The sequence below is a fragment of the Streptomyces sp. NPDC107471 genome, assembly GCF_055582845.1.
In genome coordinates, this window is record NZ_JBVJPC010000005.1 from 235423 (window position 1) to 261457 (window position 26035).

Consider the following 26035-nt stretch of genomic DNA (forward strand, 5'->3'; position numbering starts at 1 on the left):
GCAATGGCCGACGAGAACACTCCCGTCACCCCTGAAGAGGGCGGCGAAGTCGCGATGCGTGTCGAGCCCGTCGGGCTCGAGACGGAGATGCAGCGTTCGTACCTGGACTACGCGATGTCCGTCATCGTGTCCCGCGCGCTGCCGGACGTCCGGGACGGTCTCAAGCCCGTCCACCGCCGCGTCCTCTACGCGATGTACGACGGCGGCTACCGCCCCGAGCGCGGCTTCTACAAGTGCGCGCGCGTGGTCGGCGACGTGATGGGCAACTACCACCCGCACGGCGACTCCTCGATCTACGACGCACTGGTGCGCCTCGCCCAGCCGTGGTCGATGCGGATGCCGCTGGTGGACTCCAACGGCAACTTCGGCTCCCCGGGCAACGACCCGGCGGCCGCCATGCGGTACACCGAGTGCAAGATGGCGCCGCTGTCGATGGAGATGGTCCGTGACATCGACGAGGAGACCGTCGACTTCACGGACAACTACGACGGCCGCTCCCAGGAGCCGACCGTCCTGCCGGCCCGCTTCCCGAACCTGCTGATCAACGGCTCGGCCGGTATCGCGGTCGGCATGGCGACCAACATCCCGCCGCACAACCTGCGCGAGGTCGCGGCCGGCGCCCAGTGGTACCTGGAGAACCCGGAGGCCTCGCACGAGGAGCTCCTGGACGCTCTCATGGAGCGCATCAAGGGCCCCGACTTCCCGACCGGCGCGCTCGTCGTCGGCCGCAAGGGCATCGAGGAGGCGTACCGCACCGGCCGTGGCTCGATCACCATGCGCGCGGTCGTCGAGGTCGAGGAGATCCAGAACCGCCAGTGCCTGGTGGTCACGGAGCTGCCGTACCAGACCAACCCCGACAACCTCGCGCAGAAGATCGCCGACCTGGTGAAGGACGGCAAGGTCGGCGGCATCGCGGACGTCCGGGACGAGACGTCCTCGCGCACGGGCCAGCGGCTCGTGATCGTGCTGAAGCGCGACGCGGTCGCCAAGGTCGTGCTGAACAACCTCTACAAGCACACGGACCTCCAGTCGAACTTCGGCGCCAACATGCTGGCGCTCGTCGACGGCGTCCCGCGCACGCTGTCCCTGGACGCGTTCATCCGGCACTGGGTGGCGCACCAGATCGAGGTCATCGTCCGCCGTACGAAGTTCCGGCTGCGCAAGGCCGAGGAGCGGGCGCACATCCTGCGCGGTCTGCTCAAGGCCCTGGACGCCATCGACGAGGTCATCGCGCTCATCCGGCGCAGCGACACCGTCGACATCGCGCGCACGGGCCTGATGGAGCTCCTGGAGATCGACGAGATCCAGGCCAACGCCATTCTCGAGATGCAGTTGCGCCGACTCGCCGCCCTGGAGCGCCAGAAGATCGTCCAGGAGCACGACGAACTCCAGGCGAAGATCACCGAGTACAACGAGATCCTGGCCTCGCCGGTCCGCCAGCGCGGCATCGTCAGCGCCGAACTCGCCGCGATCGTCGAGAAGTACGGCGACGACCGCAAGACCATGCTGGTGCCCTACGACGGTGACATGTCCATCGAGGACCTCATCGCCGAGGAGGACATCGTCGTCACGGTCACGCGCGGCGGTTACGTCAAGCGCACCAAGACCGTCGACTACCGCGCCCAGAAGCGCGGCGGCAAGGGCGTACGCGGGACGAAGCTCAAGGAAGACGACATCGTCGACCACTTCTTCGTCTCCACCACGCACCACTGGCTGCTGTTCTTCACCAACAAGGGCCGCGTCTACCGCGCCAAGGCGTACGAGTTGCCGGACGCCGGCCGTGACGCCCGTGGTCAGCACGTCGCCAACCTGCTGGCCTTCCAGCCGGACGAGGCGATCGCCGAGATCCTCGCGATCCGCGACTACGACGCGGCGCCGTACCTGGTGCTCGCCACGAAGGCGGGTCTGGTCAAGAAGACGTCACTGAAGGATTACGACTCTCCGCGTTCCGGTGGTGTCATCGCCATCAATCTGCGGGAGCGCGAGGACGGTTCCGACGACGAACTGATCGGCGCCGAACTCGTGTCGGCCGATAGTGATCTGCTTCTGATCAGCAAGAAGGCGCAGTCGATCAGGTTCACCGCCTCGGACGACACTCTGCGTCCCATGGGCCGCGCCACCTCGGGCGTCAAGGGCATGAGCTTCCGCGAGGGAGACGAGCTGCTCTCGATGAATGTTGTTCGACCCGGTACGTTCGTGTTCACTGCTACGGACGGTGGGTACGCGAAGCGGACCGCCGTCGACGAGTACCGCGTCCAGGGTCGCGGCGGCCTCGGCATCAAGGCTGCCAAGATCGTGGAGGACCGCGGGTCGCTCGTCGGCGCGCTGGTGGTCGAGGAGACGGACGAGATCCTCGCCATCACCCTGTCCGGCGGTGTGATTCGTACGCGAGTCAGCGGAGTCAGGGAGACGGGCCGTGACACCATGGGCGTCCAACTGATCAACCTGGGCAAGCGCGATGCCGTGGTCGGCATCGCACGTAACGCCGAGGCGGGACGTGAGGCGGAGGAGGTCGACGGCGATGTGGCCGACGACGAGACCGTCGACGGTGCCGCCGAGACCATCGGCACGGACGAGGGTGAGGCACCCTCGTCCGAGTAGCACGAGGAGAGAGTCATCGTGAGCGGAGCCACGGGCGCCGGATCGACCGGAACCTCTAGGGGGTCCTCCCCCGGCACGGAGGCGGACGGCGGCGGCCGTGGCTCTGCCGCGCGTGCGGCGGAGGCGCGGGCGGCGGAAGCGCACCCGACAGATACGCACACGACCCAACTCAAGGCGATCAAGCCGCCCGCGACGGAGTCGCGCTCGCCCGAGACTCATGGATCCCAGGGGGGACCTGTGACGGACACCCAGCCGCCGGTCCAGCCGACGGCGCCGGCCGCACCGCCGAAGGCGGCCCAGCCGCAGCCCCAGCCCTCACCCTCCCCGCTGCCGGGGGAACGGCAGCCGCAGCAGCAGGCCGGGCCGTACCACCCGCCGCAGGCCTACCCGACCCAGGCCGCACCCGCCGGTGCCGTACGCCGTCCGCGCACGGGTGCGCGCACCGTGCCCCGCACCCGCAAGGCACGTCTGCGGGTGGCCAAGGCCGACCCGTGGTCGGTCATGAAGGTCAGCTTCCTGCTCTCCATCGCGCTCGGCATCTGCACGATCGTCGCGGCCGCCGTGCTGTGGATGGTCATGGACGCGATGGGCGTCTTCTCGACGGTCGGCGGGACGATCTCCGAGGCCACCGGCTCGAACGAGTCGAACGGCTTCGACCTCCAGGCCTTCCTCTCCCTGCCGAACGTCCTGATGTTCACGACGATCATCGCGGTCATCGACGTCGTCCTCGCGACGGCGCTCGCGACCCTCGGCGCGTTCATCTACAACCTCTCCGCGGGCTTCGTCGGCGGCGTCGAGCTGACGCTGGCCGAGGACGAGTAACGCTGCCGCGAACCCACGTGGGCGGTCCCCGGGGAACCGATTTTGGGACTGCCCACGTCGTGCGCTAATCTTCAGGAGTCAGCGCGCGGGACACACTCCGCAGAGCGCGGCGGGGCTATAGCTCAGTTGGTTAGAGCGCATCCCTGATAAGGATGAGGCCACAGGTTCAAATCCTGTTAGCCCCACCAGCACGAAGACCCCCGGCCGATACGGCTGGGGGTTTTTGTCATCCACGAGCGACATCGGTCCTCGGTGCCGTGTCGTTCGGCTTTCCTTCAGCGCTGGTCTTGAGGCTCATGGCGCGAAGCGCGTAGGCATCGGCCGGGGTGACCAGTCGTGTCTGCGTCCCGAGCCAACTGTGTCGGTGGGAAACCCTGAGGGGCACGGGGGCACGGGGGCAGGCGGACACGGATGGCGCGTCCATCGTGTGCGATGCCCTCCGGAGCACGTCCTCACGGTGTGGTGCTCGGTTCTGCGGTGCGGTGTGCGACGTCGTCACTTCTTCGGCGCTTCTTCGGTACGTCTTTGCGGCTGCGGCTGTGGTGTCTCTCGCATGCGTCTTTGCTTACGTGTGTGCTGTGTGCTGCGTGCGTCTTCATTACGTCTGTGCTGCGGCTACGGCGTTTCGCGGTGCGTGCCGTGGCGTCACGTGCAGGCCGGTCCAGCCGGTTCGGCCGTGTCCTTCGTATCTGTGCCCTGGTCCGTGTCCGGGGCCGCGGCCGTGTCCGTGTCGGCGAGGGAACGGGGGCGACAGCCGGGAGTCTTGCCGTGGGCCTCGGCCCGGATCCGCTGCTTCATCGTGGGCGGCAGGGATCTGACGTAGGACCAGAGGCCGTGGGAGGCCGCCGGGGGCCCCGCGTGGGTGGCGGCGGTGTTGCGGGCCGGCTGGGTCTGCGGTACCGCAGCGGCGGCGGTCGTCGTGATCAGGCCGAGCGCCGTGAACAGCGCGAGGACGGCGGTGATGACGACCGTCCACAGCTTCATGACCTTGTTCCTGGCCATGGTCCCTCACTTTCGGGTTGGGCGATTTGCGTACTTTCCTCATGATGTGTATGGGCGGCGCGAAAGCACGGACCTGAGCCTGTGGCGCGTCGATCTTCAGATGAACACCACACGGATGGGTGCATGAAAGGCGAAAAAGTGGAGAAGCAGGGCGAAAGAGGCTGAGGAGGGCTGCCTGCGGGGGTGTGACCACCCGTGTGATCACCCGCTGATCGGAGGTCCCTGCTCCGCTTCTAATGGGGCGTTCCCGACGGGAGTTGAGGGCCCGGACACAGGTCACCGATCGGTATCGGTCGGTGTGTATAGTCGGGCGCCAGAGGTCCCCTACGTCAAGGAAAGACGAGGTCGCGCGGTGAAGAAGCTTCTCCTGGTCGCACTGGCCGCCATCGGCGGGCTCCTCGTGTACCGCCAGATCCAGGCGGATCGCGCCGAGCAGGATCTGTGGACGGAGGCGACTGACTCCGTGCCCACGGGTTCGTGAGTACCGAGATCGGATTCTGAACAGACCCCGGCCGTTGTTGCGGTCGGGGTTTTGTGTTGTCCGAGGTCCGGGCCAGTGAGGGCGGGGGTTTCGGACGGTCGTACGGATTGCGAGGTGGGCGGCGGCCCGGCGGGGCAGGATGGGCCACGGCCGCCCGGCCTGGCGGCCGGACCGACGGTCATTCGAGGACGGTCGTAGGGGCGCGGAGGGGTGGCGCGGGATGGGGTGGCGTACGGCGTGGTGGCGGGTGGCCGTCGTGGGGGGCGTGCTGGGCGCCGTGATCGGCGGCCCGGGATCGCGGGGCTTCGCCGCCTCTCCTTCCCCCTCGGTCTCTCCCTCCTCTGCTTCCCCTTCTCTTTCTACGGCCTCCTCGTACGCCTTCGCCGCAGACGCCCCCTCGGTCACCGGGGCGACGGAGACCGCGGACGCCGGGCGTCTCGAACCCGGCACCACGTACCGGAGTTCGCTGCCGAGCGACGGCAAGGTCTACTACCGCCTCGAACTCGACGGTTCGTCGACGGTGTACGTGGCCGCGACCGCCGTACCCCCGGCGGACGCCGCGGTGACCCCCACCGAAGGAGTCCGGGTGTCCGTACAGGATGCCGAGGGCCGTTCCTGCTCGGCGGCGGACACGGCCGGCATCGGCGCCGGCCGGAGCCCGCGTCCGCTCACCGTGTGGGGCGCGCGAGAGCTCCCGTCGAGCCGGTCGTCGTGCCAGAGCGCCGGTACGTACTACGTCGTCGTCGAACGGGTGCTGCGCACCGAGTCCACACCGGGCGACTGGGACCTGGAACTCGCGCCCGTGCTGGAACCGCGGTTGCGGAAGGCGGATGCGACCAGTGCGCCCCCCGAGTCCTGGGACTCGGCCACGCCCTCACCGCCGCCCGGCGGTGAGGCCGTACGGCTGCGGGGCGGCGGGGGCTTCGACTCGGCCGCGGCGCTGGAGCAGGGGGCCTGGCGCGACGACGTACGGCCGGGGCAGACGCTGTTCTACGAGGTTCCGGTCGACTGGGGACAGCAGGTGTACGCCACGGCCGATCTCAGCAGTGCGGGCGGTGCTGGGGCGGGCGGGGGCTTTGTGCCGGGGGGCGTGAATCTGGCGCTGTACAACCCCGTGCGCGGACTCGTCGACGACACGAGCATCAGTTACAACGGCGACCGGAAGTCGGGTGCGCTCGCCGCGCTGCCGCCGGTCGGCTACGCCAACCGGTACGCCGTTTCCGACCGGGTGGGCGGGATGCGGTTCGCCGGGTCCTACTACCTCGTCGTGCATCTCGCGGCGCGGGTCGGCGAGGAGTTCGGGGACGGGCCGTACGGGCTGACGCTGCGGGTGCGGGTGAAGGGGGAGGCGGCGGCCGGGCCTGGTTATGCGGGGCAGTCCGAGCCTGCGGGGATCTTCCAGGTGGGGGTTCTCGGGCGGGGTGGCTCGGCGGCGGTGGGGGACGCGGGTTCCGACGGTGCCGGGGCCGGGGGCGGCACCGGGATGAAGCTGGTGGCCTTCGGGGGGATCGGGGTGGGGACCCTGCTGTTGGTGGTTCTCGGGGTGTGGGTCGTGGTGGGGCGGCGGAGGGCTGCCGGGGTGTAGCGCCTCGGTTCTCAGACCTGCGTGAGCGCCCAGAACCCCACGGCGTAGCAGGCCAGGGCCAGGAGCAGCAGAGAGATCGCCACCTTCGCGGGTGGGCCGCTTCGGCGTGCCCGCGAAATCGGGGAGGCGGGAGGGGGAACCTGCGGGCTCTGAGCGGTGTACGAAGCAGTAGAGGTGTCAGCGGGGAGCTGATGCGGGGCCGCGTGAGCGTGGGGGGAGGGCAGGACGTGAGTGGACGGTGTGGGGTCCTGAGGGGAGACGTAGGCCGGGTACGGCGGTGGTGCGGCAGGCCGCTGCGGGTGTGGCTGTGGCTGTGGTTGTGCTTGGGCCTGTTGGTGAGGGTGGTGCTCCGATGGAGTGCGCTGCGCGGACTGGAACGGGCTGGGGGGAGTGGGCCAGGAGGTGCCGTGGCCCGGCACGGGGGAGGACTCGTCGGTGCCAGGGGAGGGGGAGGTCTCGCGGGGCCAGGACGGCGTAGCGGGCTGTGCGGGCCACGGGGTCGATTCCCTGGGCCAGGACGCCGAGTTCGCCTGCGCAGGCCCTTCGGCAGGTCTTGGTGCCGGGCTGCTTCCGCCGGCGCGCCGGGAGACCTCGTTGTCCTGGCCGGGCCAGTTCGGCTGGGCGGGGTGGTGGGCCGACCCGGGCGCGCTCCCGGGCTGGTAGGCGGAGCCGTTCGGCTCGCCGTGCCCGTAGGCGGCTCCCGCCACGCCATCTCGCTGGTAAGGCGTCTCACCGGGCTCGGGGGGCGGGGAAGGGAATCCGCTTCCGCTAGCGTCACTGTGCCAGTAGGGCACCTGACCGGGCCTCTCGGGGTAATGGGACTGCCCACCGCCCTCGCCGGACCAGTTGGGGGCTCCGCCTTCCTCTCCGGGCCGGAGGTCAGGGTGGGACCCCGTCCCCAACCCGTCGCCCTCGCCGGACCAGTTGGGCGTCCCGCTCACACCGCCAGGCTGGAAGGCTCCCGGCCCGTTTCCTCCGCCGTCGGACTGGAAGGAGCCGTCGCCCCCGTCAGCAGGCCGCACTCCCACCCCGTTGCCTTCGCCGAACCAGGAGGACCCCCCACCTGCCCCACCGGCCCGGGAATCCACACCGTTCCCCTGGCCAGGCCAGGAGGGCACGCCGCCTGCCTCACCAGCACCGGAGCGGTCGCCTTCGCCGGGTCCAGCAGCACCACCGGGCAACGCCCCGGAACCCCATCCCGTACCGGGCCCCGATCCCGCACCGGAACCCGGCCCACGAACCCCCGCACCCGGCCCAGCCCAATCAGCCCCGGCACCGAAACCGGCCCCAGCCCCAGCCCCAGGCCCATGCCGACCAGCCTCGTGACCCGAACCCGCCTCAGCACCACCGGCCCCGCCCCCGGAACCGGCCCCCGCACCACTGCCCCCGCGACCGGCGCCGGGCCAGACGGCACCCCCGTCCCCGTCCCCAGAGGCAAAAGCACCCGAGTCCGCTCCGCCACCCTCAGAAGGCACCCCACTCCCCCCGGAGGGAACCCCGCTCACACCGGAAGGGAGCCCGCTCTCGTCACCACCCCCGGCAGGAACCCCACTCCCCCTACCACCCTCAAACGACCCGCCACCATCCCCCGCCCACGCCCCAGCCTCTTCCCGCGCCCACGCCCCGGCCTCTCCCCCCGTCCCGAACCGAGCCCCCGCGCCCGACCCGAACTGAGACCCTCCCCCTGGCCCGAACTGCGACCCTCCCGTCGCAGAACCCCCGTTCCGCGTTCTGTTCGGGTCCACCCCCGGGGCCTGCTTGAGGGGTCCCTGGGGGCCGAATCCAGGTGGCAAGGGGCCGAGTTGGTCGAAGATTTCGATCGACTCGTCGTCGGGGCCCGGGTCCGGGAGGAGCTCTCTCGCGGCGGCGAGGGCCTTGCGGGCCCCCGTGGCGGTGCGGAAGCGGGCCTGCGGGTCCGGCTGGAGGAGGGAGGCCACGACCTGCCAGAGCGGGTCGGGGACGCTCTGGGGCGCGCCAGGGGTGCCGTGGGCGGAGAAGTACTCGATGAGTGCCTTGGCGTCGGGCTTGGCACCCTCCAGGAGGTACAGCGCGACCAGGCCGACGGCGAAAAGGTCGGCGGGGTAGTCGGGTTCCGCGCCCTGCATCTGCTCGGGGGCGAGGTAACCGGGCGTGCCCACGACGAGGTTGGTCTCGGTCAGGCGCGGTTCGCCCAGCCGCATGGCGATGCCGAAGTCGGACAACCGCAGCCGCGGACGGGTGGTGCCGGTGGCTTCGAGCAGGATGTTGGCCGGTTTGATGTCACGGTGCACGACACCTTCCGCGTGCACCGCGGCCAGCCCCGCGAGGAGCTGGTCGAGCAGGGTGCAGACGAACGCGGGCGGCAGGGGACCGTAGTCGCCGACCAGGTGGACCAGGGAGCCGCCGGCGACCAGGTCCATGGTGAACAGGACCTTGTCGTCGTCGGCGGCCCAGCTCGCGGGCGCGAGGACATGGGGGTGGTCGATCCGCAGGGCCTGTTCGCGGACGAAGCGCAGCAGGGAGTGGGCGTCGCTCTGCAGCAGCACCTTGGCGGCCACATACCTGCGGCGCCGGTGGTCCCAGGCACGCCAGACGGCGCCGACGCCTCCGCGTCCGATCGGATCGGCCAGTTCGTACCGGCCGGCGAACACCTCACCCATGACTGCGCGTCGCTCCTCCCCCTGCGGCTACCCCCCTTGCTTCCCCCTCGATGAGCGATACGACCCCTCGTGGCCTCCCGGATGAGAGATACGGCCCCGTGTTCCAGCCCCCGTGTTCCTCGTCCGCCCGGCGGCCGACACACCCCCGCGTGTCGAGCGCCGCCGCCCGGCCCGGCTGCCGAACCCCCTTCGGCGACCGGACGGACGGCTCAGTTCTGGTGGGACTGGTAGTGCGTGACGGCGTCGGAGGTGCGGCCGGCGCCGTAGACCCGGAGGAACTCTGCCAGCTCCGGGTGGGTCGGGGCGAGGGTGTCGGCGGCGTCGATGATGTCTCCGGCGGCGGCCACCGAGCGCAGCAGCGACTGGATCTCGCGGACGACCCGCTTGACCGTCGGCGCACCCGAACTGCTGGTCGTGGTCGTAGTGTTGCTGAGCACCGAGCCCCCCTGCGACTTCTTGATCTCGTCCATGCGCTCGGTCGCCTCGGCCGCGCTCACGCTGCCGTCCGCGACCTGCCCCGCCAGGTCCTGCAGCAGTTGCACCCGCTGGACCACGGCGGGATTGCCGATCTTTGCCCGCTGGCCGCTCATGAGCTGCGACAGCATCGGAGCGGACAGTCCCAGCACCCCCGCGAGACGAGCCTGGTTGAGGCCCAGGTCGTCTATGAGCTTACGGAAGAGCGCCCCCAGCGGCTCCCCGTACCAGTTCCGCTGCAGTTCCCGCGCTCTTGCGGTCGCTTCCTGCTGTGCGGCGTCCATGTGCGTCTCCCCATCGCTTCCCCAAATACCGCGGTTCGCGACAGCGAACCACGGTTGAGCATCTTACGGAGAGTGGTCGTTCGCGGGGACCCCCAATCTTTTTGCGGAATACCGGGGATGACCCGGTACTCTGGTCTGCGGCGCCCACCGGCAAGCGGTTCTTCCGGCGGACGTCCCTCTTCCCGGGGCCTTAGCTCAGTTGGTAGAGCGCTGTCTTTGCATGGCAGATGTCAGGGGTTCGACTCCCCTAGGCTCCACTTCAGGAGACCCCTCCGACCTGCGGATTCGCGGGCGGAGGGGTTTTTCGTGCCCCGGCCGTGGACGGGCCGGCCCCCACCCCGGCCGCCTACCGCATCAGCGAGCGGTACACCGCGGAGGACCTCGGGTGGGTCCGGCAGCCCCACACTCCGTGCGGGCAGTAGTCGGTGATGGTCTGGTAGAGGGGACGCTGCCGGGCGAACCAGGTGAGCATGCCGCGCAGGTAAGCCGGGTCGTCGCCGTTCTCGTACAGGCCCCACTCCGGGTAGGAGAACGGTTTGCCGTGGGCGCGGGCGAAGCGGACGTGGGCGCGCAGCCCGTACGGCTCGCGCACCTGGTCGGCGAAGCGCAGGCCGAACGGGGCGTCGTAGGCGTCCATGCCGATGATGTCGACGACCTCGTCGCCCGGGTAGCAGCGCGGCCACGGGATCGCGTCGCGGCCGCGGTTGGGCGTGAACTCGAAGCGGAAGCGCTGACCGGGCACCGAGCGCATGGCGCGCACGATGCGCGTCCAGTACGCCTTCCAGGCGGCCGGGTCCGGGGCGCAGCGGTGGGTGTAGGTGGTGCCGTTCATCTCCCAGCCGAGGACGAGGATCGTGTCCGGGACGCCGAGAGCCGTCAGTCGCCGGGCCAGGGTGCGGAAGTGGCCGTCGTAGTCGCCGCGCGCCCCGCGCCGGAGCTGCTCGCGGACCGTGCTGTCGGGGAGATGGGCCTCCGTGCGTTCCAGCAGGGGCACGTTGAGGACGAACATGCGGTGCGGGCCGGACCGCCGCCAGGTCGCCCAGGAGTCCAGGTAGCCCGGCGCCCCCTCGATGTTGCTCCAGCGGTCGCCGGGCAGGTACACGTGCCCGACCCGGGGCGGGGGGCCGCCGAGCCAGGCGCCCAGGGCGTCGAGCCGCTCCACGTCGGCGGGTTCGTAGCCGACGTACGCGCCGTACGCGGGAGCCGCCGCGGGCTCGGGGGCGCGGCTGGTGCAGGCCGCGGCCAGGAGCAGCAGGACGACGGTCAGGGCGAGCGGCCCGCGGCGCGTGGGCTTCATCAGGGCGGCGGTCCGTCCGGTGCGAGGAGGTGTCCCCGCGACTGTGGCGCACGGTGGCCGTGCCGCACCGGTTTGGCCACCCCGTCGGGTGAACACGACGGTGGGGCGGAGAATCTCCGCCCCACCGGTGGTACACGCCGGGATCGGCGTCAGCGCCCTTCGTCGTGCCTCGCGGCGTCCTCCTCGGCCTCCTTCGCCTGGACCTCCGGGTCCAGGACGGACGTGCCGGTGCCGTCCACGGACGTCAGGCGGCCCGTCTCCGGGACCTCGGTCGCTGCGGGCGGTTCGACCAGCCAGTCGGGGTTGGCCTGCTTGTCCCACCACTTCCAGGCGGCGTAGGCGCCGCCCGCGACGAGGCCCGCGACCGCCAGTGCCTTGGCGAGCCGTCCTGCACGGGCCCGCCGCTCGTGCTTGCGGACCAGCTTCTGGACCTCCTTGGGCGAGATCTGGCCGCGCAGGGCGGCCAGTGCGGCCACGCTGCGGGCGGTGGCCTCCTCACGGACCGGGCCGGCCGCGGCGACGGCCTGCTCGATCCTCGGGCGGGAATAGTCGGCGGCCTGCCGAGCGGCCTTGCGGGTGCGTACGGCGGCCTCGTGGGCTGCCTGGTCGACCTTCGGCGGAACATGCGTACGGGCCTGCTCCAGGCGCGGCGCGACGTAGGCGCCGTACTGGACACGTGCCTGCTCGGCCGCCTGCGAGACCTTAGGCGCGAGCCGTACGCGTGCTTCCGTCGCGTAGTGCGAGGCCTTGTCCTTTGCCGTGTCGGCGTAGGGCGCCACCACTTCCGCGGCGTGCAGCACGCTGTCCTTCGCCGAGCCGGTCGCGGCGCGCACGCTGTCGATGCGGGTCACGGGATCCTCCTCCTCGGTGGCGTACGGTAATTCGACTTTCCACCCTTTTACGGATCATGCATGCCGGAGCTCAGCCCGGCACCTGAGGGCGGGCATCCGGATCAATAACGGATGAATACGTGGCAACAGGAGCTTGTCGACGACAATGCCACGGATCGCCGCCCCGCGCCCCTGCCCGGACCTTCCCGGACCGGATCCGTGCGAGGATCGGTCGGGCACAGGAAGACAACGGAAGGCAGATCGTGGCCGAGCAGCTTTACGCCACCCTGAAGACGAACCACGGCGACATCGAAGTCCGGCTTCTGCCGAACCACGCCCCGAAGACGGTCAGGAACTTCGTCGAACTCGCTCAGGGCGAGCGCGAGTGGACGCACCCGGGCACGGGTGAGAAGTCCACCAAGAAGCTCTACGACGGCACGATCTTCCACCGCGTCATCAGCGGCTTCATGATCCAGGGCGGCGACCCGCTGGGCACCGGCATCGGCGGCCCGGGTTACGAGTTCGAGGACGAGTTCCACCCGGACCTCGGGTTCAACAAGCCGTACCTGCTGGCCATGGCCAACGCCGGTCCCGGCACCAACGGCTCGCAGTTCTTCATCACCGTCTCCCCGACGGCCTGGCTGAACCGCAAGCACACCATCTTCGGCGAGGTCACGGACGCGGCCAGCCAGAAGGTCGTCGACGCCATCGCCGGCGTCAAGACCACCCGCCCCAACGACCGCCCGGTGAACGACGTCGTCATCGAGCAGGTCGTCGTGGAGACCCGCCAGGGCTGAGCCCGGGCAGCCGCCGCGCAGGGAACCAAACGCCCCGCTCAACCGTAAGGATGAGCGGGGCGGTGCACGTGGCACGACGACCTAGGGCGACTTGGGGGATGGCATGAATCAGGAGGCGGGCAGCACTCCGGAGGCCCAGCACCTGCCTGGCTGCTACCGGCACCCGGACCGCGAGACCGGCATCCGCTGCACCCGTTGCGAGCGTCCGATCTGCCCCGAGTGCATGGTCAGCGCCTCCGTCGGCTTCCAGTGCCCCGAGTGCGTGCGCGACGGCGGCGGCAGCGGGCCCGCTCCGGCCGCGGCCCGGCCGCGCACCATCGTCGGCGGCACCGTCACGGCCGATCCCCGACTGTTCACGAAGATCCTCATCGGGATCAATCTGGCGATGTTCCTCGCCATTCAGATCCAGCCGTCGCTTGTGCGGGACCTGGCGCTGTACGGCGCGTGGCCGCCGGCGCCGTTCACGCCCACCGAGGGGGTCGCGGGCGGTGAGTACTACCGCCTGGTGACCTCGATGTTCGTGCACGAGCAGATCTGGCACATCGGCTTCAACATGCTGAGCCTGTGGTGGCTCGGCGGTCCCCTCGAAGCGGCCCTGGGCCGGGCCCGGTATCTCGCGGTCTATTTCGTCTCCGGTCTCGCGGGAAGCGCCCTGGCCTATCTGCTGGCGACTCCGATCACCCAGACATTCGGCGCCTCGGGCGCGATTTTCGGCCTCTTCGGTGCCACCGCGGTCCTGATGCGCAAGCTGAACTACGACCTGCGGCCGATCATCGCGCTCCTGGTGATCAACCTGATCTTCACCTTCGGCTGGAGCAGCATCTCCTGGCAGGCCCACATCGGCGGCCTCGTCGCCGGCCTGATCACCGGCTTCGGCATGGTCCACGCCCCACGCGAGCGGCGGGCGCTGGTGCAGTACGGCACCTGTGCGCTGGTGCTGCTGGTCGTCGTGGTCGTGACCGTGATCAGAACCGCGCAGCTCACCTGACGGAGCCCGCGGACCCCCTCTGAGCGGCCCTTGTCCACAGCGAGTGCCGGATCTTGTGCATACAGTGCGGGAACTGCTGTGCCCCCTGTCGCTGACCCGTGTTCATGCAGGTCAGGCAGGGGGCGAACAGGCTTGCGGCAACTGGTGCGATGGTCGTACCGGCGTCAACGTCCGATGGGTTATCCACAGATCGTCGTCTTTTCCCCAGCCGGTTGTGGAAATGCGGCCAGGCTGTGGATAACTCAGCGAATACCCCTGGGGAGAGCTACTTCCACTGGGTGGAGACGCCGAATCCGGCGGCGATGAAACCGAAGCCCACCACGATGTTCCAGTTGTCCAGGGCATCGAGGGGCAGGGAGCCGTCGGTCACATAGAAGACGACGATCCAGGCGAGCCCGATGAGGAACATGGCCAGCATCACAGGCGCCACCCAGGCGCGGCTGTTCAGCTTGATGGCGGTCGCCTGCTTCGCCGGCGGCGGCGTGTAGTCGGCCTTCTTGCGGATACGTGACTTCGGCACGAGGGTCTCTCCTGTCGATGCGCTGCGTGGCCGCGCAGGTAACTGGTCCGGGCTCGGGGCAGCGTACAAGGGGACACTGAGTGCTCCCCCGGGCGTCCGTTAGCGTAGTGCTTCCGCAGCGCCGAAGGAGATAAGGGTACGTTGAGCAATTCTGCCGACTCCCCCCAGTCCGGATCCAGCCCTGTCCGCGGGCGGGGTTTCCGGCCGGTGCGCGTGCTCACCGTGGGGGTCTTCGCTCTCGCCGGACTCATCTTCTTCACGAGCTTCAACACGGCCAAGGGCACCGACATCCGCACGGACGCCTCCCTGCTGAAGCTCTCGGACCTCATCCAGGAGCGCAGCCGCAACAACGGCGAGCTCGACGAGTCGAACGGCTCGCTGCGCCGGGACGTCGAGTCGCTCGCCGAGCGCGACGACGGCAGCACCAGGGCCGAGGACGAGAAGCTGGCCGCCCTGGAGGACCGCGCGGGCACCCAGAGGCTCAAGGGGAAGGCGGTCACGGTCACGCTCGACGACGCCCCGCCGAACGCCACCGCCAAGCTCCCCGGCTATCCCGAGCCGCAGCCCGACTACCTGGTCATCCACCAGCAGGACCTCCAGGCCGTGGTCAACGCCCTGTGGAAGGGCGGCGCCCAGGGCATCAAGGTCATGGACCAGCGGCTGATCTCCACCAGCGCCGTGCGCTGCGTCGGCAACACCCTGATCCTCCAGGGCCGCGTCTACTCACCGCCGTACAGGATCCAGGCGGTCGGGGACCCCGACAAGCTGAAGCAGGCACTCGCGGACTCCAAGGCCATCCAGAACTACATGGTCTACGTCAACGTCTACGGCCTGGGCTGGAATGTCGCCGACGACGGCACGGTGACTCTTCCCGGCTACTCGGGCACAGTGGATCTGCAGTACGCCAAGCCCGTGGAGTAGCACGGTGTGAGCCCCTGGAGCCGCCGGTGCGTGTCGTCGTCAGGACCGTCAGCGAGCTGTGCATCACCGCCGGCGCCCTGATCGTGTTGTTCGTCGTCTATGTGCTGTTCTGGACCGGTGTGAAGGCCGACACCGTCATGGACGACCAGATCGACCAGTTGCAGGACCAGTGGGCCCAGGGGAGCGTGCGGCAGCCGCAGGTGACCACCGGCCCGTCCGTCGCCCCCGCGGAACCGGCGCCGTACCGGAGCGGGAAGCCGTTCGCGATCATGTACATCCCCCGGCTCGGTTTCACGTGGAACAAGCCCGTGCTCGAGGGCACCGGGGTGGGCACCCTCAAGAAGGGCCTCGGCCACTACGCGAACACCACGCGGCTCGGGCAGCGGGGCAACTTCTCGGTCGCCGGCCACCGGCGCACCTACGGCGATCCCTTCAAGGACTTTCCGCGGCTGCGGCGCGGTGACGCGGTCGTCCTGACGGACGGAACCACCTGGTTCACGTATCGGATCGACAAAGGGCCCTACAAAACCGTGCCCACCGACATTGAGGTGATCGATCCTGTGCCACGTAAATCCGGGTACACGCGCCCTGGCCGTTATCTCACGCTGACCACGTGCGATCCGGAGTGGGGACACAGCCACCGGCTGATCGTCTGGGCCCACCTGGACTCCACACAGCCTGTGGAGGACGGCAAGCCGGTTGCCCTGCGCCGTTAGTCTGGTGCGGTACGGCGTGTGTGTGGTGCCGTGGTGCGACGGAAGGGACGGCATGTACGGCTGGATCTGGCGGCATCTGCCGGGGAACGCGTGGGTGAAGGCGCTGCTCTCCCTCATGCTGGTCGTTGCTGTGGTCTACGTCCTGTTCCAGTACGTGTTCCCGTGGGCCGAACCGCTGCTGCCCTTCAACGATGTGACGGTGGACAACCAGTGAGCGCGCGCATTCTCGTCGTCGACAACTACGACAGCTTCGTCTTCAACCTGGTCCAGTACCTGTACCAGCTCGGCGCGGAGTGCGAGGTGGTGCGCAACGACGAGGTGTCGACGGCACACGCCCAGGACGGCTTCGACGGCGTCCTCCTGTCGCCCGGCCCCGGCACGCCGGAGCAGGCCGGGGTCTGCATCGAGATGGTGCGCCACTGCGCCGCCACCGGGGTGCCCGTCTTCGGCGTCTGCCTCGGCATGCAGTCGATGCAGGTGGCGTACGGCGGTGTCGTGGACCGCGCCCCCGAGCTGCTGCACGGCAAGACCTCCCTCGTGGAGCACGAGGGCAAGGGCGTCTTCGCCGGGCTGCCGACGCCGTTCACGGCGACCCGCTACCACTCGCTGGCGGCCGAGCCGGCGACGGTCCCGGCCGAACTGGAGGTCACCGCGCGGACGCACGACGGGATCGTCATGGGGCTGAGGCACCGTGAACTCCCGGTCGAGGGTGTGCAGTTCCACCCCGAGTCGGTGCTGACGGAACACGGTCACCTGATGCTGGCCAACTGGCTGGTGGAGTGCGGGGACCAGGGCGCGGTGGCGAGGTCGGCGGGGCTCGCCCCGGTGGTGGGCAGGGCCACGGCGTGACGGCCCTGCGCCCCGAGCGCGAGGACTTGTACGGCGACGCGTCGTACCAGTCCTACGGCGGCGACCCCTACGGCGGTCAGTCCTTCGGCGGGGCCGCCCCGGCCGAGGAGGCCCGTGCCGAGGAGCCGTACGACGGGGCGTCGTACGCCGGGGAGTCGTCGGGCGGGGCGTCGGCGCCGTACGTGCCCCCGGCCGACGACGAGACGGTGGCGTTGCGGATACCCGATCCGCCGCCCCCCATATCCGCCTCTGCGGCCCCTTCCGTCACATCCGCCACTGGATCCCCACAGGGCGGCCGTGCGGCCCGCAGAAAGGCCGCCAAGCGCCGTCACGGGCGTCATGGCGGCGCGGCCGGCTCCGAGACGCAGCCGGAGGCGGAGTCGGCCGACGGCAGGCCGCTCTCCCGGGTCGAGGCCCGCAGACAGGCCAAGGCCCGCAAACCCGGCGCGGCCGTCGTCGCGAGCCGGGCGATCGGCGAGATGTTCATCACCACCGGCGTGCTGATGCTCCTGTTCGTCAGCTACCAGCTCTGGTGGACCAATGTGCGGGCGCACGCACAGGCGGACAAGGAGGCGAGCAGTCTCCAGAACGACTGGGCGAGCGGGAAGGGCGCCCCCGGCACCTTCGAGCCGGGCCAGGGCTTCGCCCTGCTGCACATCCCGAAGCTGGACGTCGTGGTGCCGATAGCCGAGGGCGTCAGCAACAAGAAGGTCCTCGACAAGGGCATGGTCGGGCACTACAGCGAGGGCGCGCTGAAGACCGCGATGCCCGACGCCAAGACCGGCAACTTCGCGCTCGCCGGGCACCGCAACACCCATGGCGAGCCCTTCCGTTACATCAACAAGCTCAGCCCGGGTGACGCGATCGTCGTCGAGACGCAGGACGAGTACTTCGTCTACAAGATGACGTCGACGCTGCCGGTGACGTCTCCGAGCAACACGAGCGTGATCGACCCCGTCCCCAAGGGATCCGGTTTCACCACGGCCGGCCGCTACATCACCCTCACCACCTGCACCCCGGAGTTCACCAGCAAGTACCGGTTGATCGTCTGGGGCAAGATGGTCGAGGAACGGCCGCGCAGCAAGGGCAAGCCGGATGCGCTCGTCCAGTAAGGGCAGATGACAAGTGGCAGCGACCACCGAGCAAGAGCAGAACACCGGCACCCTCGCGCCGCGCCGCCGCGGCCCCGGCCGGATCGCCATGGCGGTCAGCGTCTTCGGTGAACTCCTCATCACGGCGGGCCTGGTGCTCGGCCTGTTCGTCGTCTACTCGCTGTGGTGGACGAACGTCGTCGCCGACCGCGCGGCGCACAAGGAAGCCGACAAGGTCCGCGACAGTTGGATGCAGAACCGGGACACCGGCCCCGGCGCGCTGGACACCAGGAACGGCATCGGCTTCCTGCACGTCCCCGCCATGAAGAACGGCGAGGTGCTGGTCGAGAAGGGCACCTCGACGAAGATCCTCAACGACGGTGTCGCCGGCTACTACACCGACCCCGTCAAGGCCACGCTCCCCACCAGCGGCAAGACCGGCAACTTCTCCCTCGCCGCCCACCGCGACGGCCACGGCGCGAAGTTCCACAACATCGACAAGGTCAGGAAGGGCGACCCGATCGTCTTCGAGACCAAGGACGAGTGGTTCGTCTACAAGGTCTACGCGGTCCTGCCCGAGACCTCGAAGTACAACGTCAAGGTCCTCGGCCGGATCCCCGAGGAGTCCGGCAGGAAGAAGGCCGGCCACTACATCACCCTGACGACGTGCACGCCGGTCTACACCTCGCGCTACCGGTACGTGGTGTGGGGCGAACTGGTCCGCACCGAGAAGGTGGACAGCGAGCGGACGCTGCCGAAGGAACTGCGGTAAGCAGCGACGGAAGAGCCCCGGCCCCCTCAGAGGGGGCCGGGGCTCTTCCGTGTGTGCCGGTGCCGTACGGCTAGCCGGTGGCGCCCCCGAAGAAGCCGCCGCCGTTGTTGCCGCCGTTGTTGTTGCCGCCCCCGACGCTCACCGTGGTCAGCGTGATCGGGGTGCCACCCGGATCACCCACCTCGTTGCCGCCCCCCGGATCCTGCTGGGCCACCAGGGCGTTGTCGCTCTGGTCGCTGCCGTTGGCGAACTGGATGTTCGTGAAGCCGGCGTTGTTGAGGATCTGCCGGGCCTGGGCGACCGTGCGACCCACGACGTTCGGGACCTCGGTCTTGTCCGCCGCCTTGCCGATCTGGATGTTGACCGAGGAGTTCTTGTCTGCCTGGGTGCCGGCCTGCGGCGCGGTCGAGATGACCTTGCCGATCTGGTTGGTGTCGTCGGTCTCGATCTCGGTGCAGTTGCCGACGAGGTTGTTCGCCTGCATCTGTGCCCTGGCCTCGTCGCAGGAGCGGCCGACGACGTCCGGGACCGTGGCCTTCTCCTCGGCCTTCGCGATGGTGAGGGTGACGGTGGAACCCTTCTCCACCTCCGCGCCCAGCTCCGGGTTCTGGTCCAGGACCGTGCCCGCCTGCTCGGTGGACACCTTCTGCTTGGTCTTGACGACGAACTGGTACTTGTCGCCCTGCAGCGTCTCCGTGGCCTTGTCGACGTCCTCGCCGAGGACACTGGGGACGGCCACCTTCGGCGCCCCGGTGGACACCACGATGCTGACGGCGGTGTTCTTGTCGACCTTGGTGCCGCCCGTCGGGTCCTGCTCGCAGATGTTGCCCTTGGCGGTGTTCTCGCAGGCCTTCTGGGTGACCTCGCCGAGTTTCAGGTCGACGTTGCCCAGTTGTCTCGTGGCGTCGTCCTGCGACTGGTTGACCAGGTTCGGCACGGCCACCTGGTCGTTGCCCGCGCCGCCCCCGCTGAAGATCCACTTGCCGATCAGGATCGCGCCGACGAGCACCAGGATGCCCGCCACCACCAGCAGGATCGTCGAGGTGTTCGACTTCTTCTGGCGGCGCCGGTCGGGGCGGTCGTCGTAGCCGTAGCCGCCGTCGTCCGGGTTCGTCGGCGGCAGCATGGTGGTCGCGCCGGCGTCGGAGCGCAGGGCCGTGGTCGGCTGGTCGTCCGGGTAGCCGCCGTAGCCCACCGAGCCCATGGCGGCGGTGGCCGCGACCGGCTGGCCGTCGAGGCAGGCCTCGATGTCGGCACGCATCTCGTCGGCCGACTGGTAGCGGTAGTTGGGGTCCTTGACCAGGGCCCGCAACACGATCGCGTCCATCTCGGGCGTGATCTCGGGGTCGAAGACCGACGGCGGCTGCGCCTCCTCGCGCACGTGCTGGTACGCGACGGCCACCGGGGAGTCGCCCACGAAGGGCGGCCGGACCGTCAGCAGCTCGTAGAGGAGACAGCCGGTCGAGTAGAGGTCTGACCGCGCGTCGACCTGCTCGCCCTTCGCCTGCTCCGGCGAGAGGTACTGGGCGGTGCCGATGACCGCCGAGGTCTGGGTCATCGTCATGCCGGAGTCGCCCATGGCGCGGGCGATGCCGAAGTCCATCACCTTGACCTGGCCGTTGCGCGTGAGCATCACGTTGGCCGGCTTGATGTCCCGGTGGACGATCCCGCTGCGGTGGGAGTACTCCAGCGCCTGGAGGATCCCGATGGTCATCTCCAGGGAGCGCTCCGGCAGCAGCTTGCGGCCGGAGTGCAGCAGCTCACGGAGCGTGGAGCCGTCGACGTACTCCATGACGATGTACGGGATCGAGACCCCGTCGATGTAGTCCTCGCCCGTGTCGTAGACCGCCACGATCGCGGGATGGTTGAGCGAGGCGGCCGACTGGGCCTCCCGGCGGAACCGGGCCTGGAAGGACGGGTCGCGCGCGAGGTCCGCGCGCAGCGTCTTCACCGCCACGGTGCGGCCGAGGCGCGTGTCCATGGCGAGGTAGACCTCCGCCATGCCACCACGGCCGAGCACCTGGCCCAGCTCGTACCGGCCGCCGAGGCGACGCGGCTCTTCCATAGCTTCCTACCAGCCCTCTCCGTCGGTCCCGACGGGCACGTGTGTGCCGTCGGAGGCTGCACTCCGGGCCTACCGTACCCGGCTAGCTTTGTGTGACCTGGCCAAGTGCGTCACCCGATACAGGACCGGTATCGCAACGTGCACCGATGTGGAGGTGACGTGAGCGGGGTCACTTCTTGGAGTTGATGACCGCCTCCATGACGCTCTTGGCGATGGGCGCCGCGAGACCGCTTCCGGAGATGTTCTCGCGGACCGCGTTGTCGTCCTGGACGACCACGGCCACGGCGACCGGCGCGCTGTCGCCGACCTTGGCGTACGAGATGAACCAGGCGTACGGGTTCTTGCTGTTGTTCTCGCCGTGCTGGGCGGTACCCGTCTTGCCGCCGACGGTCACGTTGTCGATCTGGGCCGTGGTGCCGGTGCCCTTCTCGACGACCGTCTCCATCATCGACTGGAGGATCTGGGCGTTCTCCGCCGACAGCGGCTCGCTCATCTTCTCCGGCTCGGTCTTCTCCAGGGTGTCCAGGTTCGGGGCCTGGAGCGAGTCCACCATGTACGGCTTCATCAGCGTGCCGTTGTTGGCGACGGCCGAGGCGACCATGGCCATCTGGAGCGGGGTGGCGGCGGTGTTGTACTGGCCGATGGAGGACAGCGCGGTCTGCGAGGGGTTCATGTCGTCGGAGAAGACCGACGCGCTGGAGCGGACCGGCACGAACTGCTCCTCGTCGAAGCCGAACTTCTTGGCCTCGTCCAGCATCTTGTCGTTGCCGAGGTCGGAACCGATCTTGCCGAAGACCGTGTTGCAGGAGTACTGGAGCGCGACCCGCATGGTGGCGTTCTCGCAGGGGATGTTGCCCTCGTTCTTCAACTGGGTCGTCGTCCCGGGCATGGTCCACGGCAGCGGCGACTTGGTCTTCTCGTCCGCCTCGGTGTACAGGCCGTTCTCCAGCGCGGCGGCCGCGGTGACGACCTTGAAGGTGGAGCCGGGCGGGTAGACCTCGCGCAGCGCCCGGTTGAGCGAGGGGTCGTCGGGGTTGTTCTTCCTGTCGAGCTTCTTCCATGCCTCGGCGTCGGCGTCGCTGCCGCCGGCGATCGTGGAGGGGTCGTACGACGGGTAGGAGGCCAGCGCCAGGATCTTGCCGGTGGACGGCTCGATGGCGGCGACGGCACCCTTGCCGCCCTGCTTCTTCAGACCGTTGTAGGCGGCCTTCTGCGCGGCGGCGTTGAGGGTGGTGACGACATTGCCGCCCTCCTTCGGCTTGCCGGTCAGCATGTCGAGGGTGTTGCGGAAGAACAGCCGGTCGTCGTTGCCGGTGAGGATGCCGTCCTCGATGGACTCGAGCTGGGTGGCGCCGTAGGCCTGGGAGACGAAGCCGGTGACCGGCGCCCACATGGCGCCGTCCTTGTAGGTGCGCTTGTACTTGAAGTCGCCGGACGTCGTCTCGGCGTGCCCGGTGATCGACTTGCCGTCGACGATGATGTCGCCGCGGGGCGTGGCGTAGCGGGCGATCAGCACACGGCGGTTGTCCGTGTCCTCGCGCAGAGCGTCGGCCTTGACGTACTGGAGCCAGTTGTCGCGGATGAGGAGGGCGAGGATCAGGAGGCCGCAGAAGATCGCGATCCGGCGCAGGGGCTTGTTCATGACGGGCGGACCACCTGGGTCATCTCGGCGTCGGGGCTGGGGGCGGGGGCGGGCGCCGGACGGCGTGCGGTGTCGCTGATCCTGATCAGGATGCCGATGAGGGCCCAGTTGGCGATGACGGAGGAACCGCCGTACGCCAGGAAGGGCATCGTCATTCCGGTCAGCGGGATCAGGCCCATCACACCGCCGGCCACCACGAAGACCTGGAGCGCGAAGGCGCCGGACAGGCCGATGGCGAGCAGTTTGCCGAACGGGTCGCGGGCGGCGAGGGCGGTGCGGACGCCGCGCTCCACGATCAGGCCGTAGATCAGCAGGATCGCCATGAGGCCGGCCAGGCCCAGCTCCTCGCCGAAGGTGGCGAGGATGAAGTCGGAGTTGGCGGCGAACCGGATCAGCTCGGAGTGGCCCTGTCCCCAGCCGGTGCCGAGGGTGCCGCCGGAGCCGAAGGCCCACAGGGCCTGCATGGCCTGTTCGGAGTGGACCATGCCGTCGCCGTTGGGGGTGCGGCTGAGGGTGTACTCGCGCATCGGGTTGAGCCAGGCCTGGACACGGGTCTGCACGTGCGGTTCGAAGCTCGCCACACCGACGGCGCCGGCCGCGGACATCAGCAGACCGAAGACGATCCAACTGGTCCGCTCGGTGGCGACGTACAGCATGATGATGAACATTCCGAAGAACAGCAGCGAGGTACCGAGGTCGGTCTCGAACACCAGGATGAGGATCGAGATCATCCAGACGACGATGATCGGACCGAGGTCGCGGCCGCGCGGCAGGTACAGGCCCATGAAGCGGCGGCTGGCGAGGGCCAGGGCGTCCCGCTTGACCATGAGGTAGCCGGCGAAGAACACCGCGAGCACGATCTTGGCGAACTCACCGGGCTGGATGGTGAAGCTGCCGACCTTGATCCAGATCTTGGCGCCGTAGGTGATGTTGGCGCCGAGGCCCGGGACCAGTGGAAGGAGCAGCAGGACCAGCGCGCCGACCATGGAGATGTAGGTGTAGCGCTGCAGGACCCGGTGGTCCTTGAGGAAGACCAGGACGACGGCGAACAGGGCGATGCCCATGGCCGTGTAGATGAGCTGGTTGGTGGCCTTGCCGCCGGCCTGGCCGATCTGCTGGAGCAGCTTCGACTGGTCCAGCCGCCAGATCGCGACGAGCCCGAGGCCGTTGAGCAGGGTGGCCAACGGCAGCATCAGCGGGTCCGCGTACGGCGCGAACTTGCGTACGACGAGATGGGCGACGCCGGCCAGCAGACCGAGGCCGAGGCCGTAGCTCAGCAGGCCGGCCGGGACCTGGTCGTCGATCGCCAGGCCCACGTTGGCGTAGGCGAAGACCGGGATGAGGACGGCGAACACCAGCAGCGCCAGCTCGGTGTTGCGGCGGCTCGGTGCGCCGATCGCGCCGATCGTGGACGTGTGGTGCGTCGACGTGTTCGAAGTACTGCTGCTCATCGTGTGACAGGGCCTCTCACGGCTTGCCTACTGCGTACCGCAGTTCCCGACGACCTGCTTCTCCTCGTCCGAGAGGGTGGGGCCGGGGGTGGGAGTGGGCTTCGGGGACGCGGAAGCGTTCGGGGACGGGGAGGACGTGCTCGTCGGGGTCGGTGTGGCCTTGGACGTCAGGGAGGACAGAGTGGTTCCCGTGGTGCCCCCGGCCTGGCCCTCGCCCGGCTTGGAGTTCTTCCTGCTCTCCGTGGCCTGCGCCTCGTCCTGCTTGCGGCACGCGGCGGCCTGCACGCCCAGCTCGTCGATCTTCTTCTGGGCCGTCCTCAGGTCGCCCTCGGCGATGGTGCCCTCGACCGACTTCTGCTGGTACGGCGGCAGGTACTTGAGTTCGATCTCGGGGTGGTCCTTGGACACCTTCGAGAGCGACACCCACGCCAGGTCCTGGCTGATGCCCCGGTACAGCGCCACGTGCTCGCCGTTGACGCCGACGTAGTACTGGGTCTGCGTCCAGCGGTAACCGCCGTACAGGCCACCGCCGATGACGGCGAGCGCGAGCACCGTGTAGAAGGATCTCTTCAGCCACCTGCGGCCCTTGCGGGGCTTGACGAAGTCGTCGTCGGAGTAGTCGCCGAAGCCGTTCGTCGGGATGTAGCCGGTGGTGTCGGAGGAGCCGGACGGCCCGAACTCGCCGCCCCCGCCCTGTCCGTGGCCCTGGCGGCCGAGCCCGGAGGCGCGGCCCGCGGGGGTCTGCATGATGCCGTTGTCGTGGAGCTGGTGCTGGTTCTCGGCGACCGCGCCGACCACGACCGGGGTGTCCGAGAGCTGCCCGGCGAGGGTGTCCCCGGTGTCCAGGTCCAGGACGTCGGCCACGATGACCGTGATGTTGTCGGGGCCGCCGCCGCGCAGTGCGAGCTGGATGAGCTCCTGCACGGTCTCCTGGGGGCCCTGGTAGCTGGCGAGGGTGTCCTCGAGCGTCTGGTGCGAGACGACGCCGGAGAGGCCGTCGGAGCAGATCAGGTAGCGGTCGCCGGCGCGGACCTCGCGGATGGAGAGGTCGGGCTCGACGTGCTCGCCGCTGCCCAACGCCCGCATCAGCAGCGAGCGTTGGGGGTGGGTGGTGGCCTCTTCCTCGGTGATGCGGCCCTCGTCGACCAGACGCTGCACCCAGGTGTGGTCCTGGGTGATCTGGGTGAGGACGCCGTCGCGCAGCAGGTACGCGCGCGAGTCGCCGACGTGCACGAGGCCGAGCCGCTGACCGGTCCACAGCAGGGCGGTCAGGGTGGTCCCCATGCCTTCGAGCTGGGGGTCCTCCTCGACCATGGAGCGCAGTTGGTCGTTGGCGCGCTGGACGGCCACGCCGAGCGAGGTGAGGACGTCGGAGCCGGGGACGTCGTCGTCGAGGGCGACGATCGTGGAGATGGCCTCGGAGGAGGCGACCTCGCCGGCGGCGGCGCCGCCCATGCCGTCGGCGATGGCGAGCAGGCGGGGCCCGGCGTATCCGGAGTCCTCGTTGCCCTCCCGGATCATGCCTTTGTGCGATCCGGCGGCGAAGCGCAGTGACAGACTCATGCGCACCTCGCCCGTCGGCTCCGGGTACATCCGCACGGTGCCCACCCTCCGGTCGGGAGCGCGCCGGGGCCCGGGGTGGGGGCCCACGCCGCGTGCTCGCTCCGCTCGCGCCTATTCATGATGTAGCACTACTTCCGCAGCTCGATGACGGTCTTGCCGATGCGGATCGGCGCGCCCAGCGGAATCGGGGTCGGGGTCGTCAGCCGCGATCGGTCGAGATACGTGCCGTTGGTCGAGCCCAGGTCCTCGACGATCCAGTTGCCGTCGCGGTCCGGATAGATCCTGGCATGGCGGCTGGAGGCGTAGTCGTCGTCCAGCACGATGGTGCTGTCGTGCGCCCGGCCCAGCGTGATGGTCTGCCCCTGGAGCGCCACGGTGGTGCCGGTGAGGGTGCCCTCGGACACGACGAGCTTGGTGGGGGCGTTACGGCGCTGGCGGCCCCCGGCGGCCGGCTGCTGGCGCTGCTGCGGGGGCGCCTGCCGCTGGGCCTGCTGGGCCCGGCCGGCCTCCCGGCGCGAGCCGCGCTGGGTGACGCGCGTACCGAACAGGTCGCTGCGGATGACCTGCACGGCCACGATCACGAACAGCCACAGTACGGCCAGGAAACCCAGCCGCATGACCGTGAGGGTCAGCTCTGACATTGCC

At 69.4% G+C, this 26035-nt stretch carries 22 protein-coding genes, 2 tRNA genes and 1 pseudogene; 14 read left to right on the plus strand and 11 right to left on the minus strand.

What is annotated here, in order from left to right:
• The first annotated feature begins 3 nt into the window (after positions 1–3).
• The 3 genes from gyrA (at position 4) to ACZ66S_RS18550 (ending at position 3611) form a co-directional block, all read left to right on the plus strand.
• Positions 4–2601, plus strand: coding sequence for a DNA gyrase subunit A (gyrA, locus tag ACZ66S_RS18540; protein ID WP_469902583.1), 2598 nt, complete (start codon positions 4–6; stop codon positions 2599–2601).
• An 18-nt stretch (positions 2602–2619) separates the two neighbouring features.
• Complete coding sequence (locus ACZ66S_RS18545) at positions 2620–3423, plus strand: DUF3566 domain-containing protein (protein ID WP_469902584.1); 804 nt, start codon at positions 2620–2622, stop codon at positions 3421–3423.
• A 111-nt stretch (positions 3424–3534) separates the two neighbouring features.
• Positions 3535–3611, plus strand: a tRNA-Ile gene (locus ACZ66S_RS18550).
• 457 nt (positions 3612–4068) lie between these two features.
• Here the strand turns inward: ACZ66S_RS18550 and ACZ66S_RS18555 are convergent.
• A complete protein-coding gene (locus ACZ66S_RS18555) occupies positions 4069–4425 on the minus strand; it encodes a DUF6344 domain-containing protein (RefSeq protein ID WP_469902585.1) in 357 nt (118 codons plus the stop codon).
• Between the two features lie 352 nt (positions 4426–4777).
• Here ACZ66S_RS18555 and ACZ66S_RS18560 point away from each other — a divergent pair, with 352 nt between their 5' ends.
• Both ACZ66S_RS18560 and ACZ66S_RS18565 read left to right on the plus strand, forming a co-directional pair.
• Positions 4778–4906, plus strand: a complete 129-nt coding sequence (locus ACZ66S_RS18560; RefSeq protein ID WP_003999697.1) for a DLW-39 family protein — start codon at positions 4778–4780, stop codon at positions 4904–4906.
• Between the two features lie 220 nt (positions 4907–5126).
• Positions 5127–6491 carry a hypothetical protein gene (locus ACZ66S_RS18565; protein ID WP_469902586.1) on the plus strand — a complete coding sequence of 455 codons (1365 nt, stop codon included), beginning with the start codon at positions 5127–5129 and terminating at the stop codon, positions 6489–6491.
• Positions 6492–8232: 1741 nt separating this feature from the next.
• Here ACZ66S_RS18565 and ACZ66S_RS18570 read toward each other — a convergent pair.
• Both ACZ66S_RS18570 and ACZ66S_RS18575 read right to left on the minus strand, forming a co-directional pair.
• Positions 8233–9130, minus strand: a pseudogene (locus tag ACZ66S_RS18570) (serine/threonine-protein kinase); the annotation flags it as partial.
• Positions 9131–9339: 209 nt separating this feature from the next.
• Positions 9340–9888: a helix-turn-helix domain-containing protein gene (locus ACZ66S_RS18575; RefSeq protein WP_031036313.1), complete on the minus strand. Its 549-nt coding sequence runs from the start codon at positions 9886–9888 to the stop codon at positions 9340–9342.
• A gap of 184 nt (positions 9889–10072) precedes the next feature.
• On the opposite strand from ACZ66S_RS18575, the gene ACZ66S_RS18580 reads away from it, so the two are divergent.
• Positions 10073–10145 (plus strand) — tRNA-Ala (locus ACZ66S_RS18580).
• An 89-nt stretch (positions 10146–10234) separates the two neighbouring features.
• Here the strand turns inward: ACZ66S_RS18580 and ACZ66S_RS18585 are convergent.
• Together ACZ66S_RS18585 and ACZ66S_RS18590 are read right to left on the minus strand one after the other, a co-directional pair.
• Positions 10235–11185 (minus strand): glycoside hydrolase family 26 protein, encoded by a 951-nt coding sequence (locus ACZ66S_RS18585; RefSeq protein WP_469902587.1) that lies wholly within the window; start codon positions 11183–11185, stop codon positions 10235–10237.
• 149 nt (positions 11186–11334) lie between these two features.
• Entirely contained in the window at positions 11335–12036 is a 702-nt protein-coding gene (locus ACZ66S_RS18590) for a DUF5324 family protein (RefSeq protein ID WP_469902588.1), read from the minus strand.
• 242 nt (positions 12037–12278) lie between these two features.
• On the opposite strand from ACZ66S_RS18590, the gene ACZ66S_RS18595 reads away from it, so the two are divergent.
• Entirely contained in the window at positions 12279–12812 is a 534-nt protein-coding gene (locus ACZ66S_RS18595) for a peptidylprolyl isomerase (protein WP_266516690.1), read from the plus strand.
• Between the two features lie 103 nt (positions 12813–12915).
• Complete coding sequence (locus ACZ66S_RS18600; protein ID WP_469902589.1) at positions 12916–13800, plus strand: rhomboid family intramembrane serine protease; 885 nt, start codon at positions 12916–12918, stop codon at positions 13798–13800.
• Between the two features lie 265 nt (positions 13801–14065).
• Here ACZ66S_RS18600 and crgA read toward each other — a convergent pair whose 3' ends face one another.
• Complete coding sequence (crgA, locus tag ACZ66S_RS18605) at positions 14066–14320, minus strand: cell division protein CrgA (RefSeq protein ID WP_356021520.1); 255 nt, start codon at positions 14318–14320, stop codon at positions 14066–14068.
• Positions 14321–14461: 141 nt separating this feature from the next.
• Here crgA and ACZ66S_RS18610 point away from each other — a divergent pair, with 141 nt between their 5' ends.
• Genes ACZ66S_RS18610 through ACZ66S_RS18635 form a run of 6 tightly spaced genes read left to right on the plus strand, consistent with a single transcriptional unit; the run spans position 14462 to position 18669 of the window.
• On the plus strand, positions 14462–15241 hold the full coding sequence (locus ACZ66S_RS18610; RefSeq protein WP_469902590.1) for a DUF881 domain-containing protein: 780 nt from the start codon (positions 14462–14464) through the stop codon (positions 15239–15241).
• A 26-nt stretch (positions 15242–15267) separates the two neighbouring features.
• A complete protein-coding gene (locus ACZ66S_RS18615) occupies positions 15268–15957 on the plus strand; it encodes a class E sortase (RefSeq protein WP_469902591.1) in 690 nt (229 codons plus the stop codon).
• Positions 15958–16009: 52 nt separating this feature from the next.
• Positions 16010–16171 (plus strand): hypothetical protein, encoded by a 162-nt coding sequence (locus tag ACZ66S_RS18620; RefSeq protein WP_155057297.1) that lies wholly within the window; start codon positions 16010–16012, stop codon positions 16169–16171.
• Entirely contained in the window at positions 16168–16806 is a 639-nt protein-coding gene (locus ACZ66S_RS18625) for an aminodeoxychorismate/anthranilate synthase component II (RefSeq protein ID WP_469902592.1), read from the plus strand. Before ACZ66S_RS18620 ends, ACZ66S_RS18625 begins: the two co-directional genes overlap by 4 nt.
• On the plus strand, positions 16803–17918 hold the full coding sequence (locus tag ACZ66S_RS18630; RefSeq protein ID WP_469902593.1) for a class E sortase: 1116 nt from the start codon (positions 16803–16805) through the stop codon (positions 17916–17918). The genes ACZ66S_RS18625 and ACZ66S_RS18630 overlap by 4 nt, the downstream gene beginning before the upstream one ends.
• A 13-nt stretch (positions 17919–17931) precedes the next feature.
• The gene (locus ACZ66S_RS18635; RefSeq protein ID WP_469902594.1) at positions 17932–18669 is read left to right on the plus strand and encodes a class E sortase; all 738 of its coding nucleotides are present in this window, start codon (positions 17932–17934) and stop codon (positions 18667–18669) included.
• Positions 18670–18739: 70 nt separating this feature from the next.
• Here ACZ66S_RS18635 and pknB read toward each other — a convergent pair whose 3' ends face one another.
• The 5 genes from pknB to ACZ66S_RS18660 all read right to left on the minus strand — a co-directional run bounded on the left by pknB (position 18740) and on the right by ACZ66S_RS18660 (position 26031).
• Positions 18740–20734: a Stk1 family PASTA domain-containing Ser/Thr kinase gene (pknB, locus tag ACZ66S_RS18640; RefSeq protein ID WP_469902595.1), complete on the minus strand. Its 1995-nt coding sequence runs from the start codon at positions 20732–20734 to the stop codon at positions 18740–18742.
• Positions 20735–20903: 169 nt separating this feature from the next.
• Entirely contained in the window at positions 20904–22376 is a 1473-nt protein-coding gene (locus tag ACZ66S_RS18645; RefSeq protein ID WP_469902596.1) for a peptidoglycan D,D-transpeptidase FtsI family protein, read from the minus strand.
• Complete coding sequence (locus ACZ66S_RS18650) at positions 22373–23827, minus strand: FtsW/RodA/SpoVE family cell cycle protein (RefSeq protein WP_469902597.1); 1455 nt, start codon at positions 23825–23827, stop codon at positions 22373–22375. The genes ACZ66S_RS18645 and ACZ66S_RS18650 overlap by 4 nt, the downstream gene beginning before the upstream one ends.
• Before the next feature lie 27 nt (positions 23828–23854).
• Positions 23855–25420 carry a Stp1/IreP family PP2C-type Ser/Thr phosphatase gene (locus ACZ66S_RS18655; protein ID WP_469903015.1) on the minus strand — a complete coding sequence of 522 codons (1566 nt, stop codon included), beginning with the start codon at positions 25418–25420 and terminating at the stop codon, positions 23855–23857.
• A gap of 98 nt (positions 25421–25518) precedes the next feature.
• Positions 25519–26031, minus strand: a complete 513-nt coding sequence (locus tag ACZ66S_RS18660; RefSeq protein WP_020134183.1) for an FHA domain-containing protein FhaB/FipA — start codon at positions 26029–26031, stop codon at positions 25519–25521.
• Between the last annotated feature and the right edge of the window lie 4 nt (positions 26032–26035).